Annotated in this window: 8 protein-coding genes, 1 pseudogene and 1 other annotated feature; of the genes and pseudogenes, 3 read left to right on the forward strand and 6 right to left on the reverse strand. The window is 49.3% G+C overall.

Features of this window, described 5'->3' with window-relative positions:
* Nucleotides 1–3 precede the first annotated feature (3 nt).
* From pcnB to sfsA, 4 genes are all read right to left on the reverse strand, one after another.
* A complete protein-coding gene (pcnB, locus tag HYN51_RS03825) occupies nt 4–1,392 on the reverse strand; it encodes a polynucleotide adenylyltransferase PcnB (RefSeq protein WP_108901628.1) in 1,389 nt (462 codons plus the stop codon).
* Between the two features lie 116 nt (nt 1,393–1,508).
* Entirely contained in the window at nt 1,509–2,438 is a 930-nt protein-coding gene (gene gluQRS / locus HYN51_RS03830) for a tRNA glutamyl-Q(34) synthetase GluQRS (RefSeq protein WP_108901629.1), read from the reverse strand.
* Between the two features lie 67 nt (nt 2,439–2,505).
* Nucleotides 2,506–2,961, reverse strand: a complete 456-nt coding sequence (gene dksA, locus HYN51_RS03835) for an RNA polymerase-binding protein DksA (RefSeq protein WP_108901630.1) — start codon at nt 2,959–2,961, stop codon at nt 2,506–2,508.
* 201 nt (nt 2,962–3,162) lie between these two features.
* Complete coding sequence (gene sfsA / locus HYN51_RS03840; protein WP_108901631.1) at nt 3,163–3,867, reverse strand: DNA/RNA nuclease SfsA; 705 nt, start codon at nt 3,865–3,867, stop codon at nt 3,163–3,165.
* 429 nt (nt 3,868–4,296) lie between these two features.
* On the opposite strand from sfsA, the gene hrpB reads away from it, so the two are divergent.
* Nucleotides 4,297–6,741: an ATP-dependent helicase HrpB gene (gene hrpB, locus HYN51_RS03850; RefSeq protein ID WP_329958625.1), complete on the forward strand. Its 2,445-nt coding sequence runs from the start codon at nt 4,297–4,299 to the stop codon at nt 6,739–6,741.
* A gap of 146 nt (nt 6,742–6,887) precedes the next feature.
* Nucleotides 6,888–9,221, forward strand: a pseudogene (mrcB, locus tag HYN51_RS03855) (bifunctional glycosyl transferase/transpeptidase); the annotation flags it as partial.
* 145 nt (nt 9,222–9,366) lie between these two features.
* Here mrcB and pheA read toward each other — a convergent pair.
* Both pheA and raiA read right to left on the reverse strand, forming a co-directional pair.
* On the reverse strand, nt 9,367–10,524 hold the full coding sequence (gene pheA, locus HYN51_RS03860; RefSeq protein WP_108901634.1) for a bifunctional chorismate mutase/prephenate dehydratase: 1,158 nt from the start codon (nt 10,522–10,524) through the stop codon (nt 9,367–9,369).
* Nucleotides 10,525–10,555: 31 nt separating this feature from the next.
* Nucleotides 10,556–10,695, reverse strand: a sequence feature (Phe leader region).
* Between the two features lie 159 nt (nt 10,696–10,854).
* Nucleotides 10,855–11,193: a ribosome-associated translation inhibitor RaiA gene (gene raiA, locus HYN51_RS03865; protein ID WP_108901635.1), complete on the reverse strand. Its 339-nt coding sequence runs from the start codon at nt 11,191–11,193 to the stop codon at nt 10,855–10,857.
* 749 nt (nt 11,194–11,942) lie between these two features.
* Here raiA and HYN51_RS03870 point away from each other — a divergent pair.
* Nucleotides 11,943–24,152 (forward strand): Ig-like domain-containing protein, encoded by a 12,210-nt coding sequence (locus HYN51_RS03870; protein WP_108901636.1) that lies wholly within the window; start codon nt 11,943–11,945, stop codon nt 24,150–24,152.
* The last annotated feature ends 37 nt before the right edge of the window (nt 24,153–24,189 follow it).

A 24,189-nucleotide genomic window follows, 5' to 3' on the forward strand; every position in this document is an offset into this window, starting at 1 on the left:
ACGCTATTGCGGTTTGGCAGTATTCTTGCGTGGCCGCCGCGACCTGCGATGGCGGGACGGTTCATCCCCCAGCACATTAAGCATGGTCTTTTGACGCTGCATATCAGCCTGTTGAAATTCATCCCACCAGTAACTAAGTTTTTGCACTTCGCCTTTTTCAATTTCGGCTCTGAGCAGCAATAAGTCAAATGAAGCACGGAATTTTGGATGTTCCATTAGCTTATAGGCTTTCTTACCTTGACGACGCGGCAGACGCAACTGCAATTGCCAGATATCCCGCACTAACGACGTTATACGTTTAGGGATGGCCAGCGTCAGGCACTGTTCATCCAGAATATCATTCATGGCAAGCGCAAAAGCATCATAATAGGCTAGGCCACTTTCTTGCGTTAGTTCCTGAGCTCGCTCAACCAGCGGATACCACAACATGGCTGCAAACAGAAACGCTGGATTGACGCGCTTACCGTTTTGCAGACGTTGATCGGTATTCTTCAGCACCTGACCGAGGATCTTCTCCATATTGCTATCGCCTTGCGGCGTAAAGTGCTTATCAATCAGCGGGAACAGCGCCTTAAACAGATTCTGTTCACGCAGCAATTGATACGTGGGGTAGCCATACCCGGCCTGCAGTAGCTTTAAGGCTTCTTCAAACAGACGTGCAGGAGGAATCTCTCGCAGCAAATGGGCTAAGCGGGTAATAGGTTCCGCTGTTACCGTCTCTATACGCATATCAAGCTTAGCGGCAAAACGGATTGCTCTCAGCATTCTCACCGGATCTTCGCGATAGCGGGTTTCCGGATCGCCAATCAGACGGATAACGCCCTGCTGTAAATCTTGCAGCCCTCCGGTGAAATCACGCAGGGTGAAATCATCAGCGCTGTAGTACAGGCTATTAACGGTAAAATCGCGACGGTGGGCGTCTTCAGTAATCGAACCGTAGACGTTATCACGCAGCAACATGCCGTTATTAGCCTGTTGAGATTCATTTTTATCATTGTTATCGCTGTGTACGCCGCGGAAGGTAGCGACTTCGATAATCTCTGGTCCAAACATAATGTGGGCCAGACGAAAACGACGACCAATCAGACGGCAGTTGCGAAACAGTTTACGCACCTGTTCTGGCGTTGCATTGGTGGTGATATCAAAATCTTTTGGTTTTTTATTCAGCAGCAGGTCTCGGACACCGCCGCCAACCAGATAGGCCTCATATCCCGATTTATTTAATCGGTACAGGACTTTCAGGGCATTATCGCTAATGTCCTTACGAGAAATAGTGTGTTGCGCACGGGGAATGATAACCACATCATTAACGGTGTGGCTCTGTTCCTGTATGTCTGAATCAGACTCTCGAGTGAGTACCTTGCGGCAAAAATTAGCTACGCGGGTAAAAATAGGGCACCTCGGTCATAGTGTATCTGTCAGTGATGAGCGGCGCCGTTTAGGAGACTCATCAAATAATAAAATAGTCGTCAGTAAACCACGTATGGTAAACGGCGGCTTATAATAGCTCACACTGAATCATTTGAGAATGGAAAGTATGTGGTTAGCTCCGGCGTTGCGGGGACGCGGCGATAGTCCCAATGGTCAATACCCCACGCCAGTAATGCTTCGATGGACGCATCCTGCCAGTCATCGGGTAGTGACTGTCCTAAAAACTGCATAGCTTCAACCAGTATCGGCAACGGATGCTCAAGGGATAACGGTGGGGCATGATTCTGCTTCGACAATTTATGCCCCTGATTATTTAACGCCAGTGGAAGATGGAAATAGTCTGGCACTTTCCAACCTAACTGCTGGTGTAGGGCAATTTGTCGTACGGTAGGCTGAATCAAATCGGCACCGCGTACAATTTCTGTTATCCCTTGAAAATGGTCATCCACCACCACGGCGAGATTATAAGCAAACAGTCCATCTTTACGATGGATAATAAAATCTTCACTGGCAAAGGCCGGTTCAACCACTAATGTTCCCAAATGGCGGTCATAAAACTGATAAACCGGTTGTGTCACATGTAATCGTAAAGACGCATCCTGCGGTGGCAGTGATGAATAGCGACAGTGCTCATCATAAAAGCCGCCGGCTTGCTGAATTCGGGCGCGGGTACAGTGGCAATAGTAGCAACGATTTTGCTGATAAAGCTGATGCAGAATCTGACGATAGTCGTCACTGCGCTGCGACTGGTAGAGCACTTCACCGTCCCAGTGTAATCCATAACGTTCTAAGGTGGTCAGAATACGGGAAGCGGCACCGCTAATTTCTCTGGGTGGATCAATGTCTTCGATGCGAACCAACCAATCCCCATGATTTGACCGCGCCTGCAGAAAACTGCCCAACGCGGCAATCAGGGAACCAAAATGTAAATCTCCAGAAGGAGAAGGGGCAAAACGCCCCACATAGCGGTTAGTCATTATTGTGGTTGAACGACCAGAATCTATCATCTCTGCGCCCTTGTTCTGCCATCAAAAGGTGGCAGAACCAATAAGGGAATCAGATATTACCGATAGATTAACCCGCCATTTGTTTTTCGCGAATCTCAGCCAACGTTTTACAGTCGATACACAAATCGGCAGTAGGACGGGCTTCAAGACGGCGAATACCGATTTCCACGCCGCAGGATTCACAGTAACCAAAATCGTCTTCTGCGATTTTTTGCAGTGTTTTATCGATTTTTTTGATCAGCTTACGTTCACGGTCACGGTTCCGTAGTTCCAGGCTAAACTCTTCTTCCTGCGTTGCACGGTCTGCAGGATCGGGGAAGTTCGCCGCTTCGTCTTGCATGTGGCTGACAGTACGATCGACTTCGTCTCTCAGTTGGCCTCGCCATGCTTCAAGAATCAGCTTGAAATGTTTAAGCTGGGCTTCGTTCATATATTCTTCTCCCGGCTTCTCTTTATAAGGCTCTAAGCCTGCGATAGCCAGGATACTTAAGGACGATGTTTTACGCTTTTGCCCTTCTTGCATTTTGCTTCTCCTACAAAATACGCGTTGTAGTTTTAACACTAGAGAAAAAATCAGGCCGCTATAAATAACAGATGAAGATGAAGTTAGCAATTTTTCCTACCTTAAGTATGACAATGCTTTGCAGAAAAGCATGTTCATGCAAGTGTAATTGCTGGTTATTTGACCAAAAACATCTTCTTTCGTTACTGCTTACCTGAAAATTTAACCCGTGACGGATACCGGACTTTGTAGTATCACCTCTGTTGGCGATAGTCTGGCTTTATAACAGACGACTTCGACACCGTGTTTCTTAACTTGTTCAAAAAGCTTTGCGTAAATTGGGTCAATATGTTGTGCCACTTTAACGCTATCAATTCCACTGTGTAGCACGGCAAAGAAAAGCATAGCCCGATGTCCATTTTCTGCCATTATTTCTAATTCGCGCAGATGTTTTTGACCGCGCGTTGTGACCGCATCGGGAAAATAGCCACAGCCTTGATGTAGCAGGGTGACGGATTTCACTTCAACATAGCACTTTGGTCGATCGGGATGCTCTAGCAGAAAATCAATGCGGCTGTTCTCATCACCATAACGGACTTCACTGCGTAGCGAACTGTAGCCAGTTAACTCTTTAATCCAGTGGTTTTCCAGCGATTCTTTAACCAGTGCGTTGGCCTGTAGCGTGTTGACACAAATAGTATCACCCGCTTGGGTTTGGGTTAGCTCCCATGAATGGGGATATTTCCGCTTGGGATTATCAGAGGTGGAGTACCAGACGGTGTCGCCGGGTTCGGCACAGCCGGTCATGGCACCGGTATTGGCACAGTGTAGCGTGAGTTCTTCCCCCTGCGGAGTGATGACATCGGCAAGGAAACGCTTGTAGCGTTTGATTAGCGTGGCGGGTTGCAGTGGGGTGGTGAAGTTCATGGTGGATCCTAGTTTGGGATTAACTATTTCTGGTAAAGGTTAAAATTATCATTCGGGAATATTCCGACCGTAATGGCAGTATACCTATATCACCTCCGGTGTGTGGCCGGAAGGGCCATATACTTGGCTCGGGAGCGCGTTGGGCCTAGCCCACCTAGGGACAGTGTTGAAACACCGAAAGGTGTTTCACCCTTCGGGCCAGCGCAAGCCAACCCCAACGGTGGTCTCTCCCAACGATTAGCATTACTAACAGAGCTAATAGATAGGGGATTTTATTTACGCGAAGTCGATTTTAACGCGCCTTATTATTCACCATGTCTCCAGTTTGGTAAATCAATGAAAGTTATCCTGTCGGTTGTTTTGGTGGCTGGTACACTATGGGCCGATAAAATTTATTTTGATACCTAAGTTATCTGATTGAGGTTATGCGTGTCTCTGCCGGTAAGTGAAGTTCTTCAGCCATTACTTGATGCCTTACAGCATTCGCCGTGCGTATTGTTGCAGGCCCCGCCCGGTGCGGGGAAGTCGACGTGGTTGCCGTTGAAGTTGCTTGAACAGTCATCTTGGCTGTCAGGGCGGATTATTATGTTGGAGCCGCGCCGTTTGGCGGCTCGCAGTGTTGCCCAACGGTTAGCACAGCAGTTGAATGAGCCCGTGGGGGAACGAATTGGTTATCGGATGCGTTCTGAAAGTCTGAGCGGGCCGGCGACGCGACTGGACGTGGTGACGGAGGGGGTGCTGATCCGTATGCTGCAACAGGATCCGATGCTGGAAGATGTTTCGCTGGTGATTCTGGATGAATTTCATGAACGCAGTTTACAGGCGGATTTAGCCCTTAGCTTGTTGTTGGATGTTCAGAGCGGCCTGCGGGATGATTTGAAGCTACTGATTATGTCGGCAACGTTGGATAATCAGCGGTTGCAACAGTTTTTACCGGACGCCCCCGTGATTTCGGCACAAGGGCGCAGTTTTCCGGTTGAACGTCACTATCTATCGTTACCTGCCAGCGGATATTTTGAAGATAAGGTGGCTCAGGCGGTCAAGCAGATTGTGAATCAACATTCAGATTCAATGCTGCTGTTTTTGCCCGGCGTAGCAGAGATTCGGCGGATATATGATTTGTTATCCGGCAGCCTGACGGATGAGATCGACCTTTGCCCACTGTATGGCGCACTGTCTCTGGCGGAACAGCAAAAAGCAATTTCCCCCTCTCCTTCAGGGCGTCGGAAAATTGTGTTGGCGACCAACATTGCAGAAACCAGTTTGACCATTGACGGTATTCATCTGGTGGTCGACAGCGGCCTTGAACGAGTGGCGCGTTTCGACCCGCGCACGGGGTTGACGCGCTTAATCACTCAACGTATTTCTAAAGCGTCCATGACCCAACGAGCTGGTCGTGCTGGACGTTTATCTGCCGGCGCATGCTGGCATCTGTTTTCCCGCGAGCAGGCAGAGCGTGCAGCAGAGCAGGGTGAAGCAGAAATTATGCAAAGTGATTTATCCGGGCTGACGATGGAACTGCTGCAATGGGGTTGTCGCGATATTCAGCAAATGCATTGGCTGGACTCGCCTCCTTCCTCTTCTCTGGCTGCCGCTCGACGGCTCTTGATCCAGCTTGAAGCCGTTGACGAACAGGGAAGCTTGACCCAAATTGGCCGTCAAATGGCCGAAACCGGCTGTGAACCGCGGCTGGCGGCGATGCTCGTTTGTGCGCTGAAACAGAAGCCAGGATCTTTAGCTACCGCCTTATTATTGGCCGCTATCGTGGAAGAACCGCCGAGAAGCGGAACCAAAGATATTAGCTATTGGCTGATGCATCCACAGGCAACATGGACAAAACGCGCTCGACAACTGGGGCAACGATTACAATGTCGCCATACCACAATAGACAGTGATGACATTCCCTTTTTATTGGCGGCTGGCTTTGCCGATCGTATTGCTCAAAAACGTGGGGAAGAGGGCCGCTACCTGTTGGCTAACGGCATGGGTGCCCAAATTGATACGGATGATGGCCTGTGCCGCTCCGAATGGTTGATTGCAGCTTCACTATTGCAGGGGGCTAACAGCCCAGATGCGCGTATGCTGTTGGCGGCCAAAGTAGAACCAGATGTATTAGCGCAACGTATGCCACGGCTGGTCACACAGCAAAGTGCCATTGAATGGGATGAAGAGAAAGGAACATTGCGCGCTTGGCAGCGCCAACAAATTGGTCGTCTGGTGCTAAAGGCCCAACCGCTTAGTAAACCTTCGGAAGCGCAATTACACGCAGCATTGTTGGAGTGGGTGAGAACGCAAGGTATTTCGGCTTTAGCTTGGGACGAAGAGGCGGTGCAATTACGTACCCGTATTCAGCGAGCACAGGAGTGGCTGCCTCAGTATCCGTGGCCGTCGGTGGATGACAGCGAACTGTTAGAAACGCTGGATGCATGGTTATTACCCTCACTGAAAGGCGTTAGAGATATTAAGGGGCTCAAACAGATTAATCTTTCTGAAGCGTTAAAAAGCAAGCTGGACTGGCAGCAGCGCCAGCGTCTGGATGGTGAATTGCCCGTCAGCTATTGCGTGCCGACCGGTTCACGCTTACCAATACGCTACGATAGCGAACGACCGCCGGTACTGGCGGTTCGGTTACAGGAAATGTTCGGCGAAAAGCAAACTCCGGTGATTGCTGATGGTCGGGTTTCTCTGGTGGTTGAGCTGCTATCCCCGGCACACCGGCCATTACAAATTACTCAGGATTTAGCCGCTTTTTGGCAGGGGGCTTATAAAGAGGTGCAGAAAGAGATGAAGGGCCGCTACCCAAAACATGTATGGCCTGACGACCCGGCGAACGCGCTTCCTACCCGTAAAACTAAACGTTTTCATAATGGTTGATATCTATTTCTCGGCGGGCAAAAACCAATGGTCTACCCTGCCGGTTAATTAGGGTACAATACGCCCGCTATTTTATTACCTGTAGTGAAGCTAAACGATGATGACTGAAATCAAGAGGAAAAGCGCAATGATATCGGGAGCTGTTCATGCCGCCTAAAGTAAAAAAATCCCGTAAGCCTAGCTGGCTACGCCGTACCGTCGGACTTTGTATCAAGCTGGCGATCGTGGTTATTGCCCTGATGGCATTTTATGGCATCTATCTTGACTCACAAATCCGTAGCCGTATTGATGGTAAGGTTTGGAATCTACCGGCGGCGGTGTATGGGCGCATGGTAAACCTTGAACCGGGTATGTCCTACAGCAAGAAAGAGATGGTGGATTTGCTTAATGGCATGCAGTATCGCAATGTCACTAAAATCACCCGTCCTGGCGAGTATACCGTTCAAAATAATAATATCGAGATGCTACGCCGTCCGTTTGATTTCCCTGACGTCAAAGAAGAGCAAATTCGTGCCCGATTGGAATTTAATAACGCCGGGTTGTCACGCATTATGAATCTGGATACGGGGCGAGAGTTCGGCTTCTTCCGTCTCGATCCTAAACTGATTACGATGTTGCAGGCCCCTAACGGCGAACAGCGCCTGTTTGTAGCCGGTAAAAGCTTCCCTTATCCAATGGCAGATATGCTGATTGCCACTGAAGACCGTAACTTCTATAGCCATGACGGTATTAGCCTGTTCTCTATTGGTCGTGCGGTATTAGCTAACCTCTCTGCAGGTCGTACCGTTCAGGGGGGAAGTACTTTAACGCAGCAATTGGTGAAGAACCTGTTCTTAACCAATGAACGTTCCCTGTCGCGCAAATTACGTGAAGCCTATATGGCGGTTATTCTGGATGCCCGATACAGCAAAGAACGCATTCTTGAACTGTATATGAACGAAGTCTATCTGGGGCAGAGTGGTGCCGATCAGATTCGTGGTTTCCCGTTAGCCAGTCTCTATTTCTTTGGTCGTCCAATTAATGAATTAAGTGTCGATCAGCAGGCCATGCTAGTGGGCATGGTGAAAGGGGCTTCCCTGTATAACCCGTGGAAGAACCCGGATATCGTTCTGGAGCGGCGTAATTTGGTATTGCGTTTAGCTCAACAGCAAAATGTTATCGATCAGGAACTCTATGGGGTGCTAAGCGCTCGACCACTGGGTGTTCAGCCTCGCGGTGGGGTAATTTCGCCTCAGCCAGCGTTTATGCAGTTAGTTCATAATGAACTGCAGGAAAAGCTGGGGGATAAAGTCAACGATCTGTCCGGGGTGAAGATTTTTACTACGCTCGATCCCGTATCGCAGAATGCGGCAGAAAAAGCGGTGGAAGATGGCATACCGGCACTACGAGCTGCGCGTAACGTAAACGATTTAGAAGCGGCAATGGTGATTGTTGACCGCTTTAGTGGAGAGGTTCGTGCGGTAGTGGGTGGTTCACAGCCGCAGTATGCCGGTTTTAACCGCGCAGTTCAGGCCCGTCGTTCTATTGGTTCTTTGGCTAAGCCACCCACTTATCTGACGGCGTTGAGTGAACCTAATAATTATCGTTTAAATACCTTGCTGAAAGATGATCCGCTGTCGGTCAATATTCCCGGGAATAAGCCGTGGCAGCCGCAAAACTATGACCGTCAGTTCCGTGGCCGAGTGATGCTGGTTGATGCACTGGCAAATTCGTTAAACATTCCGACGGTAAATCTCGGTCTGGACTTAGGTCTGGATAAAGTGAAAGACATGCTTCAACGCTTGGGTGTGCCAGATAGCTCAATTCAAACTGTTCCGGCTATGCTGCTGGGCTCAACCAGCCTAACGCCAATGGAAGCCGCGCAGATGTATCAAACGATCGGTAGCGGTGGTCAGCGGGCGAAGCTTTCTGTTTTGCGCTCAGTACTCTCGGAAGATAATACCGTGTTGTTCCAAAGCTTGCCTCAGGCCCAGCGCGTTGTGGAGCCTCAGGCGGCTTATCTGACCTTATATGCTATGCAGCAAGGGGTTGCTCGCGGAACCTCGCGTTCACTGGCGGGTAAGTTTGGTAATTATAATCTGGCGGCAAAAACGGGGACTACCAATGACCTGCGTGATAGCTGGTTTGTGGGTATTGATGGTAAAGAGGTTTCCATTGCTTGGGTTGGTCGTGATAATAATGGCCCGGCTAAACTGACGGGCGCTAACGGTGCATTAACCCTGTACCGCCGCTATCTGGAAAACCAAACTCCACTGGCCCTAACCTTAACGCCTCCAGAGCATATCAGTATGATGGGCACCGACAGCGATGGTAATTTCATATGCAACGGTGGCGATCGCCAGTTACCGGTTTGGACTGACAACCCTGAAGGCCTGTGTGTGGCACCACAGCAGCCGGTTCAGCAACAACAGCCACCGCCACAACAACAGCAAAATGAGAGCAGCGCCCCTGAGTGGGTGAGGGATATGTTTGGTGGGTAGCTAAGTCATTGCCGTTTGTATTCAATCGCGGCATGACGTCAATATCTTTAATGAGTAAGGCCGCGATATAGCGGCCTTACTATTATAAACGGCGTCCATCTGACCAAAATATCCAATGAAGCCGATTTACTCATGGTTAAATCAACTAACTTACTTTAACCGGCACCACGGTTTCACTCGGATAACACCCTACTACCTTCACCGACCGGGTAATGGGCATTAGGTCTTCCAGTGCGTTTTGCATGGCTTCTGATTCGAGGTTGACCTGCATATCGATATAGAACATCTCTTCCCACGGGTTACCGTTAATTGGCCGAGATTCCAGTTTAGTCATCACCACATTGTGTTTACGCAACACCAGCAGGGCTTCCACCAGTGCACCAGACTGTTGACCGGTGGCAACGATAATGGTGGTTTTCGCCGGTATCTGTGGCGCGACTTCAACCGGTTTACGCGCCACGACAATAAAGCGGGTGATGTTCTCTTTTTGGTTAGCCAGACTGTGTTCCAGCACCTGAAGATTATACAGTGCACCACCGGGCTCGCTGCCCAAGGCTACCGCTTTAGAAGATTTCAGGCTGGCGACTTTTTCCATTGCCGCTGAGGTGCTTTCGCAATATTCGATTTTCCAGTTCGGGAAGCCGTTAAGGTACTGGCTACACTGCTGGAAAGGTTGTGGATGACTATAAACCACTTCAATCTGGTTCAGATCGGTATCGACCGACGATAGCAGACAGTGATTAATCGGATTGGTTAATTCCCCCACGATAAACAGATTAGTGGACTGTAACAGGTCATACACTTCATTGATGGAGCCGGAGCTGGTGTTCTCGATAGGGAGAATTCCGTAGTCAGCCTGACCGATTTCGACCTGTCTGAAAATATCATCAAACTTATTGCAGCCGCATTCTACCAAGGTATCAAAGTGGCGCGCGGCGTATTGACGCGCCGCCAGATGGGAGTAAGAACCTTTAGGCCCCAGGAATGCGATACGTGCCGAGCTAAGTTTGTCCTGATTAACATACTGTTGCAGCAGCGCTTGCTGGGTCAGTACCGAGTCTTCAATGATGATTTGAAACAGACGGGTAATATAGTGACCATCAAGCCGATGCTTTTTCCCTTCTTCCACCAAGCGTTTTAGCAGATCGCGTTCGCGCTCTTTATCGCGAATAGGGAGATGGGTTGATTGTTTGGTTCTGGCTACGTCTAGTGCTAAATCACGACGTTCGGCCAGCAGTTCCAGCAGTTTAAGATCGAGTGCGGTGATACGTTCTCTCAGCCCCGATAGTGGGTTATCGCTCATGATGTCGTCTTACCTTATTTTTATCTTATCCAATAAAAAAGCCCCCCGGTGGTGGGAGGCTTTAATGTTCGTCTTCGCTTTATCTCTGCTCGTTTCCAAGCCACGGACGAATCGCCTCCCAGTCAGGGGACGCTAAAAAAGAAAGCGAAGAAAAACGGTATATAGCGCATAAATAACAAAACTCCGATATATGACGCCTCTAACTTAACCGCGCGGTTTTGGTTCTGTCAACCGCTATTATTATTTAGGGGGGCGTGGTGAGTGGGCAAAGGGGGGCAGTTTGGGATAAAAAAACGCGCCCGAAGGCGCGTTGATAAACGAAAAAAATGATTAATCTTCTTCAAGCTGCTGCAAATTGGCCTCTTTCACGCTGCCCTCGGTACGCCGGGCTTCACTCTTATGCTGTACTTTGTTGAGTTGTCGTTCGAGCTTGAGTAGTAGCTCATTGATGGCGACATACATATCTTCATGCTTAGCACTTGCAACCAGAGGGCCATTTGGCGTAGTGATTGTTGCGTCGGCGACGAAACCTTTGGGGTCTTTCGATAACACAATATGCGGATTAATTAACTGAGCCTGCCATTTATCTAGCTTTTTAAGACGGTCCTCGACGTGTGAACGGATTGCCGGTGTAATGTCCATTTGTTTGCTAGTAATATTTAATGTCATATAACCTACCTCTTTGTCAGTCAATTGCCGTCAGATATGATTTTAGAATACCTATGTGACCAGACAATTGTGTGATCTGGATCGATTTTTTCGGTGCCCTAAAACAAAGATGACAGAAGTGTGATAGCCATAATGATTTATGCCTCTCCGCTTGTATATTGAGTATAGCTCAATCAGTATTAGAGGTTGTGTATTTCTCCTGAATGTGTGTAAAAATCCACCTCCCTCTTTTTTCATCAATTACGTCCTTTTTCATCGAGTTATATGCCAATTATTTCTTTGTGATTTTTCAGTAATAAATTAGGCCTTTTGTTTTGTTAAATTATTATTTGTCCAATGTGTTAGATGAACGTTTTTTTGATACTATAGTCCAATTATTAACAAGTATTTTTTATATTATTTTTAATTTATTGCTTTTATTTTGCATTATTTGGATATTTGATTTTATTGCCATATCGCTTTGTTTTTATTGTTGTTATTTTTATTTTTCTTGATTTTGTCATTTCAAATTATTTCGTAAATTAATTAATCGAAATATTTTTTCTCATTTATTTTGCGTAAATGAAAATCATTGCTTATATATCTACTAATAAAAAATAATGAAAACTCATTATTGCTTATTTCTTCTTATGGATATTTTTCCCTCGGACTGAGATTCACTCTCTGGTAACGAAACCGTTATCAAGGGGTACTTACTGATGCCGATTTTTACGGCACATTTACCTAATTTATATAGCAAGGGGTTATCAATGGCTCAGGAAAATAGCGTCTTAGGAACTGTTGAAGTTGTCGCTCGAGATAATGGCGCTCAACTGGCACACTATACTCAGGGAAGTCAGGTAGTTACATTAACTCAATCCAGTGTAGTGCGAATTCATGGAACTTCTGCGCTAGTTTCCAGCTATGAACGACAGGGAAACGATCTGATTGTTCATATGAAAGATGGCAGTACCGTACGCTATCAGGGCTTCTTTACCCTTGATGAAAAAGGTGAACACAGCGAACTGGTATTTGATGATGGTAAAGAGGTCAACCACGCGGTATTCCCATTAGCGGATATGCCGGGACCCGCGGCGGCAGAAGCGATTTCACCGACTTATACCACTATCGGTGCTGACAGCCTGCTTGACGATGGATTATCTGCGGGCGCTATTGCCGGTATTCTGGGCGCTCTAGCCGTCGGTGCAGGCATTGCTCTTGCCGCTGGCGGTTCCGGAGGTGGAGGAGGAGGCCATAGCAGCAGTAATCAGGATAACGGCGGTAATCTCGGCAACGGTGATAATAGTAACAATAATGGAAATAGCGGTAACAATGGTGGTGGAGACAATAGCGGTAACAATAACGGAAACAATAGCGCTACGACGCCAACCATCACGGTAAACCCTTTCGCAACGGACGATGTACTTAACGCAGTTGAAGTGAAATCTGTTCAAACGCTCAGTGGTTCTACGACCCATGTCGAGGCCGGACAAACGGTTACCATCACCTTAGGCGGCAAAACCTATACAACACAAGTCGCCGCCGATGGAAGCTGGCAAGTCAGTGTTCCTGATACGGATCTACAACTTTTAGCCGATGGAAAGACATCACTTCAGGTTAGCGTGAGTAATCAGGCTGGCCTAACCGCTCAGGATAGCCATGACTTCACGGTTGACGTTACCCCTCCGGTCCTGACGATTTCCTCTTTTGCCGGCGATAATACGCTGGATGCGAGTGAATCAGCCGCTAATCAAACCGTCAGCGGAACAGCGATAGGGGCAGAAGGCCAGATAATCACGATTACGCTCGGACAAAATAGTTACACCGCGACGGTGGATGGGCAAGGAAATTGGCAAACGGTAATTTCCAGTACTGATTTACAGGCGCTATCGGACGGAAATTATACCGTGAGTGCTTCCGTCAGCGATGCGGCGGGTAACAGCGCCAGTGGTACGTTGGATATCGTTAAAATCACTGCGCCAGCCATTAGCATTAGTACATTTGGTGGCGATGATAAGATTGATAGCGCGGAATCGAAGAGCGATCAAATTCTAAGCGGGATGACACAGAATGCCGAACCAGGCAGCTCGGTGGTGGTCAATATTTCTGATAATAGCGTATTAACTCGTTCTCTGTTCGTCAGTGAAAAAACCTTCCAGCCCGCCAGTGGACAAACCTATCTGGCTACGGTTGATGCAGATGGCAGTTGGCATCTGACAATACCAGCCGGGGCGTTGGAGCAATTCTCCTCTGGTACCTACACCATTGTGGCAACGGTCACCAATCTCGACGGGCAAACCGCCACCAATACCCATACCTTTGTTGTCGATCTTGACCAGTCAGGGATCTCCATTTCGATTGTTTCTAATGATGATTACCTGAGCGCGGTTGAAGCAACTCAGGACTTATCCATCAATGGCGTCACCACGGGCGTTGATGCGGGTTCTGTGGTTACGGTGATCTTAAATAGCAAAAGCTACCTCGCCATTGTCGATGGTGCTGGTCATTGGAGCGCGTTGGTTCCGTCCAGTGACCTGAAACTGCTAAGTGATGGGGCAACAACCATCACTGCGTCGGTAACCGCACCGGCGGGAACCTTTAGTACTGAACATATTTTAAACGTTCTGATTAATCAGCTACCGCAACCGACACTGGATACCCCATTTGGCGATGGAATTGTCAATGCTGCCGAAGCGCTGTCAAACCAAACCCTTGAGGGAAAATCAGGCCTTACCGGGGCGGGACAAACAGTGGTGATTTCCCTGAACGGAAAAAGCTATGTCGCTACCGTTGATGTGCAAGGGAACTGGAGTACAACAATACCAACGGGGGATTTACAACTGCTGTCTGACGGTAGTTTCCCGCTGGTGGTCAAAGCGACGGATATTGCCGGAAATATCGGTTCAGTCGCCCTCAATATCGTGGTAGATACCACGCCGCCAACGCTGGCAATAAAAGCGTTGGCTACCGACAATATTTTGACCGCTTCTGAAATGGCGGTCACTCAGACCATATCCGGTTCGGCATCAATTACCGAGCAGGGGCAGACGGTCATTATCACGCTGAATGGAAAATCTTATCAGGCTCTGGTTGGTGCGAACGGGCAGTGGAGTACATCCATACCGTCATCCGACCTTCAACTGCTGAGCAGTGGCGATGACACCATAACGGTTTCACTGCAAGATGTCGCCGGCAATAGCAGCCAAATTTCACAAGTTATTACGGTTAAAACAGAATTACCAGAGGTCACTATTCTACCATTTGCCGGTGATGATGTACTGGATGGTTCAGAAGCTAAAACCGCTCAACTGTTGAGTGGCTCCACCACCCATGCGGAAACGGGTAGCCTGATTACCGTAGAGCTTAACAGCCAAACTTATACGACACAGGTATTGGCAGACGGTTCTTGGAGCATCATTGTTCCAGCAGGGGATTTGGCTCAACTGGCCAATGGCACGTTTACTATTCAGGTTAGCGTGACTGACGTTGCTGGACAAACCGCTCAGGCAGAACACAGTTTTATCGTTGATAACAATCAGGGCGGAATTGCCATTGCGATTGTAGCGACAGATGATTATCTGAATTTTCAAGAGGCCAGTCAGACTCAGGTAATTAGTGGCACCACCAGCCATGTTGATCCCGCACAGCCCGTTACGGTGATGCTAAATGGTAAAACCTATACCGCGATTGTACAACCGGATGGTTCTTGGAAAATCGCTATCAGCAGCAATGACTTACAGCTGCTACAGGATGGCAAAGCCACCATCACCGCCTCTGTGACAGACAGTGACGGTAACACAGTGACAACCAGCCATGACTTTACCGTTATTATTCACGATCTGCCGCAGCTAACGATTGATACCCCCTTTGTGGATGGTTACTTGAATGCACAGGAAAGCCAAAACAGCCAAACCTTGAGCGGCAGAACAGGAATAAACGGCGCGGGTCAGGCGGTGATCGTAGCGATTGGTGACGATACTTACCAAGCCAGCGTTGATGCGGATGGGCTTTGGAGTGTCACTTTACCGGCGGGGGCGTTACAACAGCTTCCAGAAGGCAGTGTTTCAATTAGTGTCTCTTACACTGACGTCGCCGGTAATACGGACACGTTAGGAATAACGGCGACGGTTGACAGAGTGCCGCCACAGCTAACGGTAAATAGTTTTACGGGCGACGATCGCCTCAATATTGCTGAGGCATTAGTCGATCAAACCCTGTCTGGCACGGTGTCGGGTGCAGATAACGGTCAGATAATCACCGTCATTCTGAATGGTCAAACCTATACCACTACCGTGGATGGCAGCAGTTGGAGCGTGAATATTCCTGCCGCCGATCTGGCGGCGCTACAGGATGGTCAACAAAATATTCAAGTCAGCGTATCGGATGTTGCTGGAAATACCGCGCTGGTTCAGCATCCGGTAGAAATTAATGCCAATCCATTTAGCGCACCGTTAATCAGTGTTTATCCTTTTGCTGGCAATGATGTACTAAGCGCCGCTGAACAGCAGGTTAATCAGTTAGTCACCGGTAAAGTGCTCAACGTTGAAGAGGGGCAAACGGTTACCGTTGTGCTGGGTGGTCAGTCCTACTTCGGCGAAGTCACTACAGGGGGAAACTGGGCCGTTTCAATTTCTCCTTCGGTTTTAACTGAGTTATCCGATGGTTATTACACCTTTGAGGCTAGCGTTAGCGATCTCAGCGGCAATAGTATATCGACAACCCATGGATTTACCGTCGATACCCTAGCCAGTTCAATATCGGTTGCGCCCGTTACCGAAGATAACTACCTCAACCTAGAAGAAGCGAGTCATGGTTTCTTTATCACCGGTACTTCGGTGGGGGTATTGCTCGGTACGACGGTCACTTTGACATTGAACGGAAAATCTTACGTTACTGCGGTTCTGCCGAATGGCTCATGGTTTGTTGCAATCGCTGCAGAAGATGCGCTGGCGTTAGCCGATGGCACTGCCAGCGTCGTGGTTTCAACCATAGACAATATGGGAAGTGTGATATCCGGCAGCCATAACTTTACGGTAATCACCACGGTTCTCCCTGCGGCCACTATCAATCTTCCCTTTGGTGATGGTTATTTGAATTTGCAGGAGTCAAATCAGGATCAAACGCTGAGTGGTTCAACGGGGATTACCGGCAGTGGACAAAGCGTAACGGTAACTATTAACGGCATTGATTACACTGCGAACGTTGACAGTAACGGCAACTGGCAAGTGATGCTACCTAGCACCGATTTAGTCAAACTCGACGATGGTCAGCAGCAAATTACTGTTGTTGCAACCGATATCGCAGGCAACAGCTCAACGCTGGACAGTTTGGCAAACATTGATAGAACACCACCTACGTTATCCGTGAACCTTATCTCTGACGATAATATTCTTAATGCGTCGGAAATTCAGGATGCTATTTCGATTAACGGTTTTGCGTCACTGAATGATGCAGGGCAATTGGTGCTGCTCACCTTATCTTCTACCGGCGTTACCTACTCCGGTATCGTTCAGCCTGATGGTTCTTGGACGATTATATTACCGGCGGGAGAACTGGCGGGTGTCGACGATGGAACGGTTAACTTCAGCTTTAGCTTGACCGATGTGGCCGGTAATACCACCACACTCCCGGTTACCATTCAGCTTGATACCGCAGCCGAGATTCATATCAATGCGATTTCTGGTGATAACTATATCAATGCGATGGAGTCGTTGACTCCTCTGGTGATTTCGGGGACATCGGCTGACATAGAACCCAATCAGGAAGTGACGATCGCCCTGAATGGTAAAACTTACACCACCACCATACAGGTGGATGGAAGTTGGAGTTATACGGTTCCTGCCGATGATGTACAACAACTGCCTGATGGGGCATTGAATGCCACGGTAAGCGTGACGGATGTTGCTGGCAATACCGCACAAGACAGTCATGGAATTACCGTTATTACCGATACGGTTAACCTCCCGCAACTTCACCTAAATACCATTGCTGGCAATGACGTTATCGATAGATCTGAAGCACAAAATGATGTGGTGATTAGTGGATTTACGCAAAATATCACTCAAGGACGAATTGTCAGCGTAACGTTAAACGACGTGAAATACACCGCAGTGGTTGATGCAGATGGCAACTGGTCTCTGAGTATTCCTGCTCAGGTAGTTCAGGGATTACCACAAGGCTCTCAAGCGGTGACGGTTGAAGTCAGTGACTTAGCCGGCAACCCCGCCACGGTTACCCATACGATTGAGGTTGATACCATCCCACCATTATTAACCATCGATATTTTTGCCGGAAACAATGTACTTAATTTCGATGAGGCTTCGCTGGGCCAGCTATTAAGTGGCACCACGGAAGCCGATCTGACAGTGAATATCACTCTGAATGGCGTAACGACTCAAGTTACTGCCGATAGCGATGGCCATTGGCAGTTAGCCTTATCAGCCAGTGAGCTGCTGGCTTTAACTTCCGGCAAGGTGTCGGTGATAGAGGTATCGGTAGCGGATGAGGCGGGTAATATCAGTTCAGGATCGCTAAATCTGGCGGTAGCAACTGCATTGCCGGTAGTCACCCTGGACCAGCCTTTTACCGATGGCTTACTGAATATTATTGAAGCAACGGCTGGCGGCGTGATTACCGGAACGACCACAGAATTGGGCGCGACGGGATCGATAACTATCACCATTGGTGGTCAAAGCTACCCGGTAGTCGTTACGGGTGATGGTCGCTGGAGTGCCACTATTCCCCCAGGCGCACTGCTGTCATTAACCGATGGTACGGTGCCTATTGTGCTTACGGCGGTAGATTCAGTCGGCAATACGACCTCGGCCTTAAGCTCAGTGGATGCGTTAGTACATACTTTACCTATCGCCGAGCTTAACACCCCGCTGTTTGGTGACGACGTGCTGAATTTATCTGAGGCGACCTCCGGGCAGATTCTTACCGGTAGGAGCGGCCTGACAGGATTGGGGCAAACGGTTGACCTAAACCTTGATGACACGACATATTCCGGTTCGGTTGATATTAATGGTAACTGGACGGTTTTACTCCCGCCAAATGCACTGTTAGCGCTGGAGGATGGGCCTCACGACATAAGCGTGACGATCTCTGATCGGGTAGGCAATAACACCACCAGCGGCGGGTTAATCTTCGATGTGGTGATCCATCATCTACCGGCACCAACCATCGATTTACCGTTTACGGATGGAATATTGAATGCTGCCGAAGCGGCAGTGGGTGGAACGCTTACCGGTTCAACCCATGTGACCGGAGAGGGCCAAAGCGTAACGGTTAGCATCAATGGTCAATCCTATTCCGCTACTGTAGATAGTAGCGGTAACTGGAGCCTGTCACTGACCTCTGACGATCTGAAGGCGCTGCCGGATGGCACTTGGCCCGTCACCATTATTGCCAGCGACAGTGCGGGCAATACGGTTAACGGTAGTGCCTCGGTAGAAGTGCTGACCCATACACTGCCAAATGCCAAAATTAATCTGCCTTTCGGCGATGGTTTACTGAATATAGCGGAGGCGAATTCATTAACCGGACAGGTTATTAGTGGAACCACCGGCATTACCGGAGCAGGGCAAACGGTGACGGTAACCATCGATGGCAAACCGCAAACCGTGACGGTATTAGCCACCGGTCAATGGAGCGTAAGCCTAGACAGTACGGCACTCAATGCGTTAGGAACCGGTGAACATGATGTTCAGGTGACGGTGACGGATAGAGCGGGTAATACCTCGCAACAGGATCTCAGTTTTAATGCGCTATTAACGCTGCCAACCCTGACCATTGAACCACCGTTTGGCGACGGCATTCTTAATCTCAGTGAGGCCGGAAACATCGCGGCAATCACCGGAACCACCAACGCCAATATTTCCGGGCTGGGTGCAACGTTAACCTTAACCATTAACGGTGTTTCTTACCCAACGATTATCGATGCTAACGGTAACTGGTCAGCCAATATTCCGGCCAATGCACTGTCAACGCTGATGAGTGGAGGTACCTATCCGATTGGTCTGACCGTCACTGATGCAGCGGGTAACAGCACCTCTATCACCCAGAATTTCTCTACTCAGTTCTCTTTGCCGCAGCCAACGTTGGCAACGCCGTTTGGTGATACCTATCTGAGTATCAGCGAGTCCGGTGCCGATCAGACGCTAAGTGGACAACTGAATGTCGTGGGGGATTCGAGCAAAGCAAAAGTCAGCGTTTCTATTGGTGGTATCGATCATGATGCCATCGTGAATAATGACGGTACTTGGTCTCTGCTCCTGACATCGAATGAACTGAAAGGGCTGGGTAACGGCGATAAACCGATTGTGGTTACCGTGACCGATGAAGCGCTGAATACTAACAGCGTGAGTGGATTGGCGCATTTCTCCCTGACACCACCAACCATTAGCATCAATGCTTTTGCCGGTGACAACACACTGAACTATGCGGAAAGTCATCAAACTCAGATTTTGAGTGGTACCACCAGCAATGTAGAGGTAGGGCAAACGGTACAAATCAGTATTGGTGGTCTGAGCCGAAGTGCGTTGGTGACCACCGATGGTAGTTGGTCTATTGCATTAACGCCGGCAGAACTGGTATTGCTGGCTTCTGGGCAAATTACTGCCACCGTAGCGGATAAAGCGGGTAACAGTGCCGACGCATCGGCAATCAGCCTCGTGGTAGACATTGCGGAACCGACCCCATTCCTGACTCTCGATCCGGTAGCGGGAGACAACGCCATCAACCTGATTGAATCAGGCGGAATGCTAACTATCAGTGGAACAGCCGATCCCTCTATGGCTTTACAATTGATTAGCCTGAGCCTTGGCAACTTATCGATTCCGGCGGCCATCATTGCTCCCGACGGTAAGTGGAGTGTCTCGATTCCTTCCATTGCACCGCTGCCTGATGGTAACTATGTTTTATCTGCATCAACCCTCAGTGGCGCAACCGCATCAGCCAATATTTTGGTTGATCGCATTCCACCTCAACTTTCGGTAGGCGTTTTTGCCGGAAACGATGTGCTAAACGTTTCTGAAGCGGGAAGCGTACAGATTCTTCGCGGTACCGGCAGTGAAATTGGCACTAACGTGTCAATCACATTACATGGCGTAACCCATTATGCTCCGGTGCAGAGTGACGGTAGCTGGAGTCTGTCACTGAGTTCAGCAGAGCTGAAGTCGTTGCCACAAGGGCCTCAGGACATCGTGGTTGAACTGGCGGATAAGGCCGGTAACCTCACCAGTGTGACCCACCCCATTACGGTCGACACGATTACGCCATTCCTGACGGTTGACGCTCTCGGCGTAGGAAACGTACTGACGGCGGCGGAAATTCTGCTTGGCTTACCGTTAGGTGGAAAAGGCGATCCGGGGGATAACGTAACGGTAAAACTGGGGCCATTGCAGTTGTCGGCCATTGTTGATGATAACGGTAACTGGAAGGTTAATTTCCCAACCCTACAATTAGAGACACTGACGGATGGCCCGCAGGTTATTAACGTCAGTGTAGGGGATAGTGCCGGTAACGTTACGTCAGTGAACGTAGGCCTCAATGTCGCATTGAACAGCACATTGGGGGCCGGAATCAGCACCATCTTTGGGCCGGACGGTATTTTGAATCTGGCAGAATCACTGCTGATACAAACCTTGAGTGGAACCGCAACCGGTGACTACAACGGAGCGAAGGTTAGCGTAACGCTACTGGGGCAAACCTTCACCGCCAATGTGGGTAACAATGGTAAGTGGAGTATCGACCTTACCCCTGATTTATGGCTGGGCCTGACGCAAAAAACTCTCGATGTAAATATCGGTATTACCGATGCCAATGGCAATACTGTTAATCAACTGGTGCATACCGGATTAGCGCTGACTGATTTGCCTGTCATCAACAATATCATCGCGTTTGGGGATAACTTCCTGAATAAAGCTGAAACTGCCCTCGATCAACTGATTAGCGGTAAGATTGGCAATATGGCGGCGGGAACATCGGTTAGCGTAACGCTGGGTACCAATACTTATAGCGCAGGGGTTGATTCCAACGGTAACTGGTCGGTATCCATTCCTAAAGCGGATTTAACATCGCTACTGGATGGCATAACTAAAGTCGGTGTGACCGTCACGGATGCTGGTGGCAACGTGGTGAAACAATCCATCGATCTTGACGTTATCACCCATAACCTGCCAACCATCAAATTTAATCCACTGTTTGGCGATGGCGTATTGAGCCTGAGTGATTTACTGGGGCTGGTATCCATCGGCGGAACCGCAACCGGGCTGACGGGGCGAACCATTACACTAAGCATTGCGGGTTCTTCAACCCTTAGCGCGGTCGTGGGGGACGACGGCAGTTGGAGCGTGGCACTGACCCCATCGATTATTAATATCCTGAAAGGTATTGGCAGCGGTGATATTACCGTTTCGGCTAGCGCCACCGATATTGCGGATAACCCAGTAAACGTGAGCGCGGGCGTGCATCTTTCGCTGTTGGCTCCGCTGTTGCAAACCGTATCGGTATTTGGCGATGGCCTGCTGAATGCGGTGGATGCCAGCGCATCACAGCTCATCAGTGGAACCATAGGCAATGCGCCGGAAGGCACTAAAGTGAGTGTTCTGCTGGGAGGGAAAACCTTCGCCGGTATCACGCTGGCAAACGGTTCGTTTTCGATTGCCCTGTTACCGTCTGATTTGTCTCAGTTACCTGATGGGCCTCTCACGGCGGCAATTACCATTACCACTCCGGATGGCAACACCAACACCGGCAGTGCCAACGTGGTGGTTGGGTTGAAAAATCTGCCGCAAATTAACCTCGATCCTCTGTTTAATGGCGATGGCTTCCTCAATCATCTGGAAGCTGGCGCGGCTCAGTTAATCAGCGGAACCGTGACGAATCTTACCACGGGTAGTGTCGCCATTAAGGTGGGTGATAATACGCTGACGGCGACGATTAATCCGAACGGCACTTGGAGCACGACGATCCCATCCAATATCCTGAGCTTATTGCCTGATGGGCCATTGGCCGTCAGCGTATCGGTCAGCGATAGCGTGGGGAATACCGCCAGTGCGGGTCTCTCACTGAATACCATTATTCACAACTTGCCGACCATCTCCATTGGTTCGATTTTTGGTGATGGCATTCTTAGCCTGGTGGATTTACTGACATCACAGGTGATTAGCGGCACCAGTGCTAATCTGGCGGTTGGGGCGGAAATCAGCGTGAAGCTGGGCAGTCTGGCATATACCGCTAAAGTGGGTACCGGTGGAGCATGGTCGTTATCGATACCGCCTCTGGATCTGAAAGCCTTGTTGGACGGCAACTTTAGCGTAGACGTGTCGGTTAAAGATGTGGCGGGGAACGTTGCCACATCCAGTGGGTTGCTGAATGTGATTTCTCACGTACTACCAACCTTGTCACTGGACAGCATCTTTAACAATGGCGGTCTGAACGCGACGGATATCCTGAATGCACAGGTTATTAGCGGTAGTGCAACCAATGCGGAAGGCTCAATCGTTAATATCACGTTGGGGCTGAACCATTACACCGCGACAGTAGATGCCAATGGTAAATGGACGCTAAGCGTGCCGAAGCTGGACCTGTCGGCATTGGCGGATGGTAACTTCGACGTCAATGCAACCTTGACCAACGCAGCCGGAGAAGTGGCGAATGCCCTTGGCAAACTGGATGTTATCACGCACAACTTACCGGATATTTTACTGGGTAGCCTGTTTGGTAACGACAGTATTCTGAATATCCTCGATGCGGGACAAACCCAAACCCTGAGCGGAACGTTGAGCAATTTGGTGGGGGGAAGCGTAGTGGTCTCGCTGGGCAGTACCAATTACACCGCGACTGTGGGAGCAAATGGAACTTGGTCGCTGGATCTATCATCCAGCGTACTGAACTTATTGAAAGACGGTTCACTGCACGTCGGGGTGACGGTCACCGATAAGGTTGGCAACAGTAAAACCATCGGAACAGATGTCTACGTTAAGCTGAGTCCGCCGTTGCTCTCCTACAACCCATTAGCCACGCTGGATATTCCAACCCTATTGAGCAAGGGGCTGACGATTGGCGGTAGCTCACGCAACCTTAAAGTGGGGGCTGAGGTCAATGTTTCACTGCTGGGGCTGGCTTCGGTCGTAGCCCAGGTCAAAACGGATGGAAGTTGGAGTGCCAACATTCACCTGACGCTGCTTCAGTTACTGTCGCTGAATCTACTGACGCCGATTCTTCATCTGTCCGCACAGGATGAGGCACAAAACGGATTTAGCGTCGATTTGGGGTTGGGCACGGTGCTGAATCTGCCTCTGCTGGCTGTTACCGCACAGGCAGAACCCTTGATGCACGAAGCGGATGCCTCTGCCAATTCTGATGCCTTACATACCACTCCACTCCTTTCGACGGAAAGCACAACGGAAGAGCGCCTGAGTTCCACGTTGACTTCAAGCAATGACGCTTCAGCTACGGCGGAGAAGAGTGCTGCCGCAGTTTCGGGAACCTTCACCATTGGCGGGGTGAGCATCGATTTAGCCGATGGAACCCACAATAGCGGAAGCAGCGTTCAAGGGGGCAGTGGAAACGATGTGATTCACCTGAGTACGCTGGGCTTTAGCTATATCGATGGCGGTGCCGGCGTCGACACCTTGGTGTTGGATGGCGCGAACCTCCATCTGGATCTTACCCAACTGGGCGAGAAGATAACTCATATCGATATCTTCGATCTGGGTCTGTCCGGTAGCAACAGCATCACCTTGGATCTGAATGAGGCGCTTAACGTTAAAGATCCAACTCAGGAGCAGCTACTGATTAAGGGTTCTGAAGGGGATAAGGTCAATTTGGTTCATGGTCAGGGCGACATCTGGAACTTAAATGGACAGAGCACCATTGGCGGGGTGATTTACGACGTTTATCACAATTCATCCCAAGGGAATAACACGCTGGGCGATGTTCTGGTTCAGCAAGGCTTGCACGTTAATCTGGTTTAAGCAGTAAACACCGGTGCGATCATTGGTCGCACCGGTC

Source organism: Limnobaculum parvum, assembly GCF_003096015.2.
Classification (GTDB): domain Bacteria; phylum Pseudomonadota; class Gammaproteobacteria; order Enterobacterales; family Enterobacteriaceae; genus Limnobaculum; species Limnobaculum parvum.

Bases quoted from the DNA above. Each gene is read 5' to 3' on its own strand.
- gluQRS (WP_108901629.1), bottom strand. From the start codon at position 2,438: ATGATAGATTCTGGTCGTTCAACCACAATAATGACTAACCGCTATGTG.
- dksA (WP_108901630.1), bottom strand. From the start codon at position 2,961: ATGCAAGAAGGGCAAAAGCGTAAAACATCGTCCTTAAGTATCCTGGCT.
- sfsA (WP_108901631.1), bottom strand. From the start codon at position 3,867: ATGAACTTCACCACCCCACTGCAACCCGCCACGCTAATCAAACGCTAC.
- pheA (WP_108901634.1), bottom strand. From the start codon at position 10,524: ATGAGCGATAACCCACTATCGGGGCTGAGAGAACGTATCACCGCACTC.
- raiA (WP_108901635.1), bottom strand. From the start codon at position 11,193: ATGACATTAAATATTACTAGCAAACAAATGGACATTACACCGGCAATC.
- HYN51_RS03870 (WP_108901636.1), top strand. From the start codon at position 11,943: ATGGCTCAGGAAAATAGCGTCTTAGGAACTGTTGAAGTTGTCGCTCGA.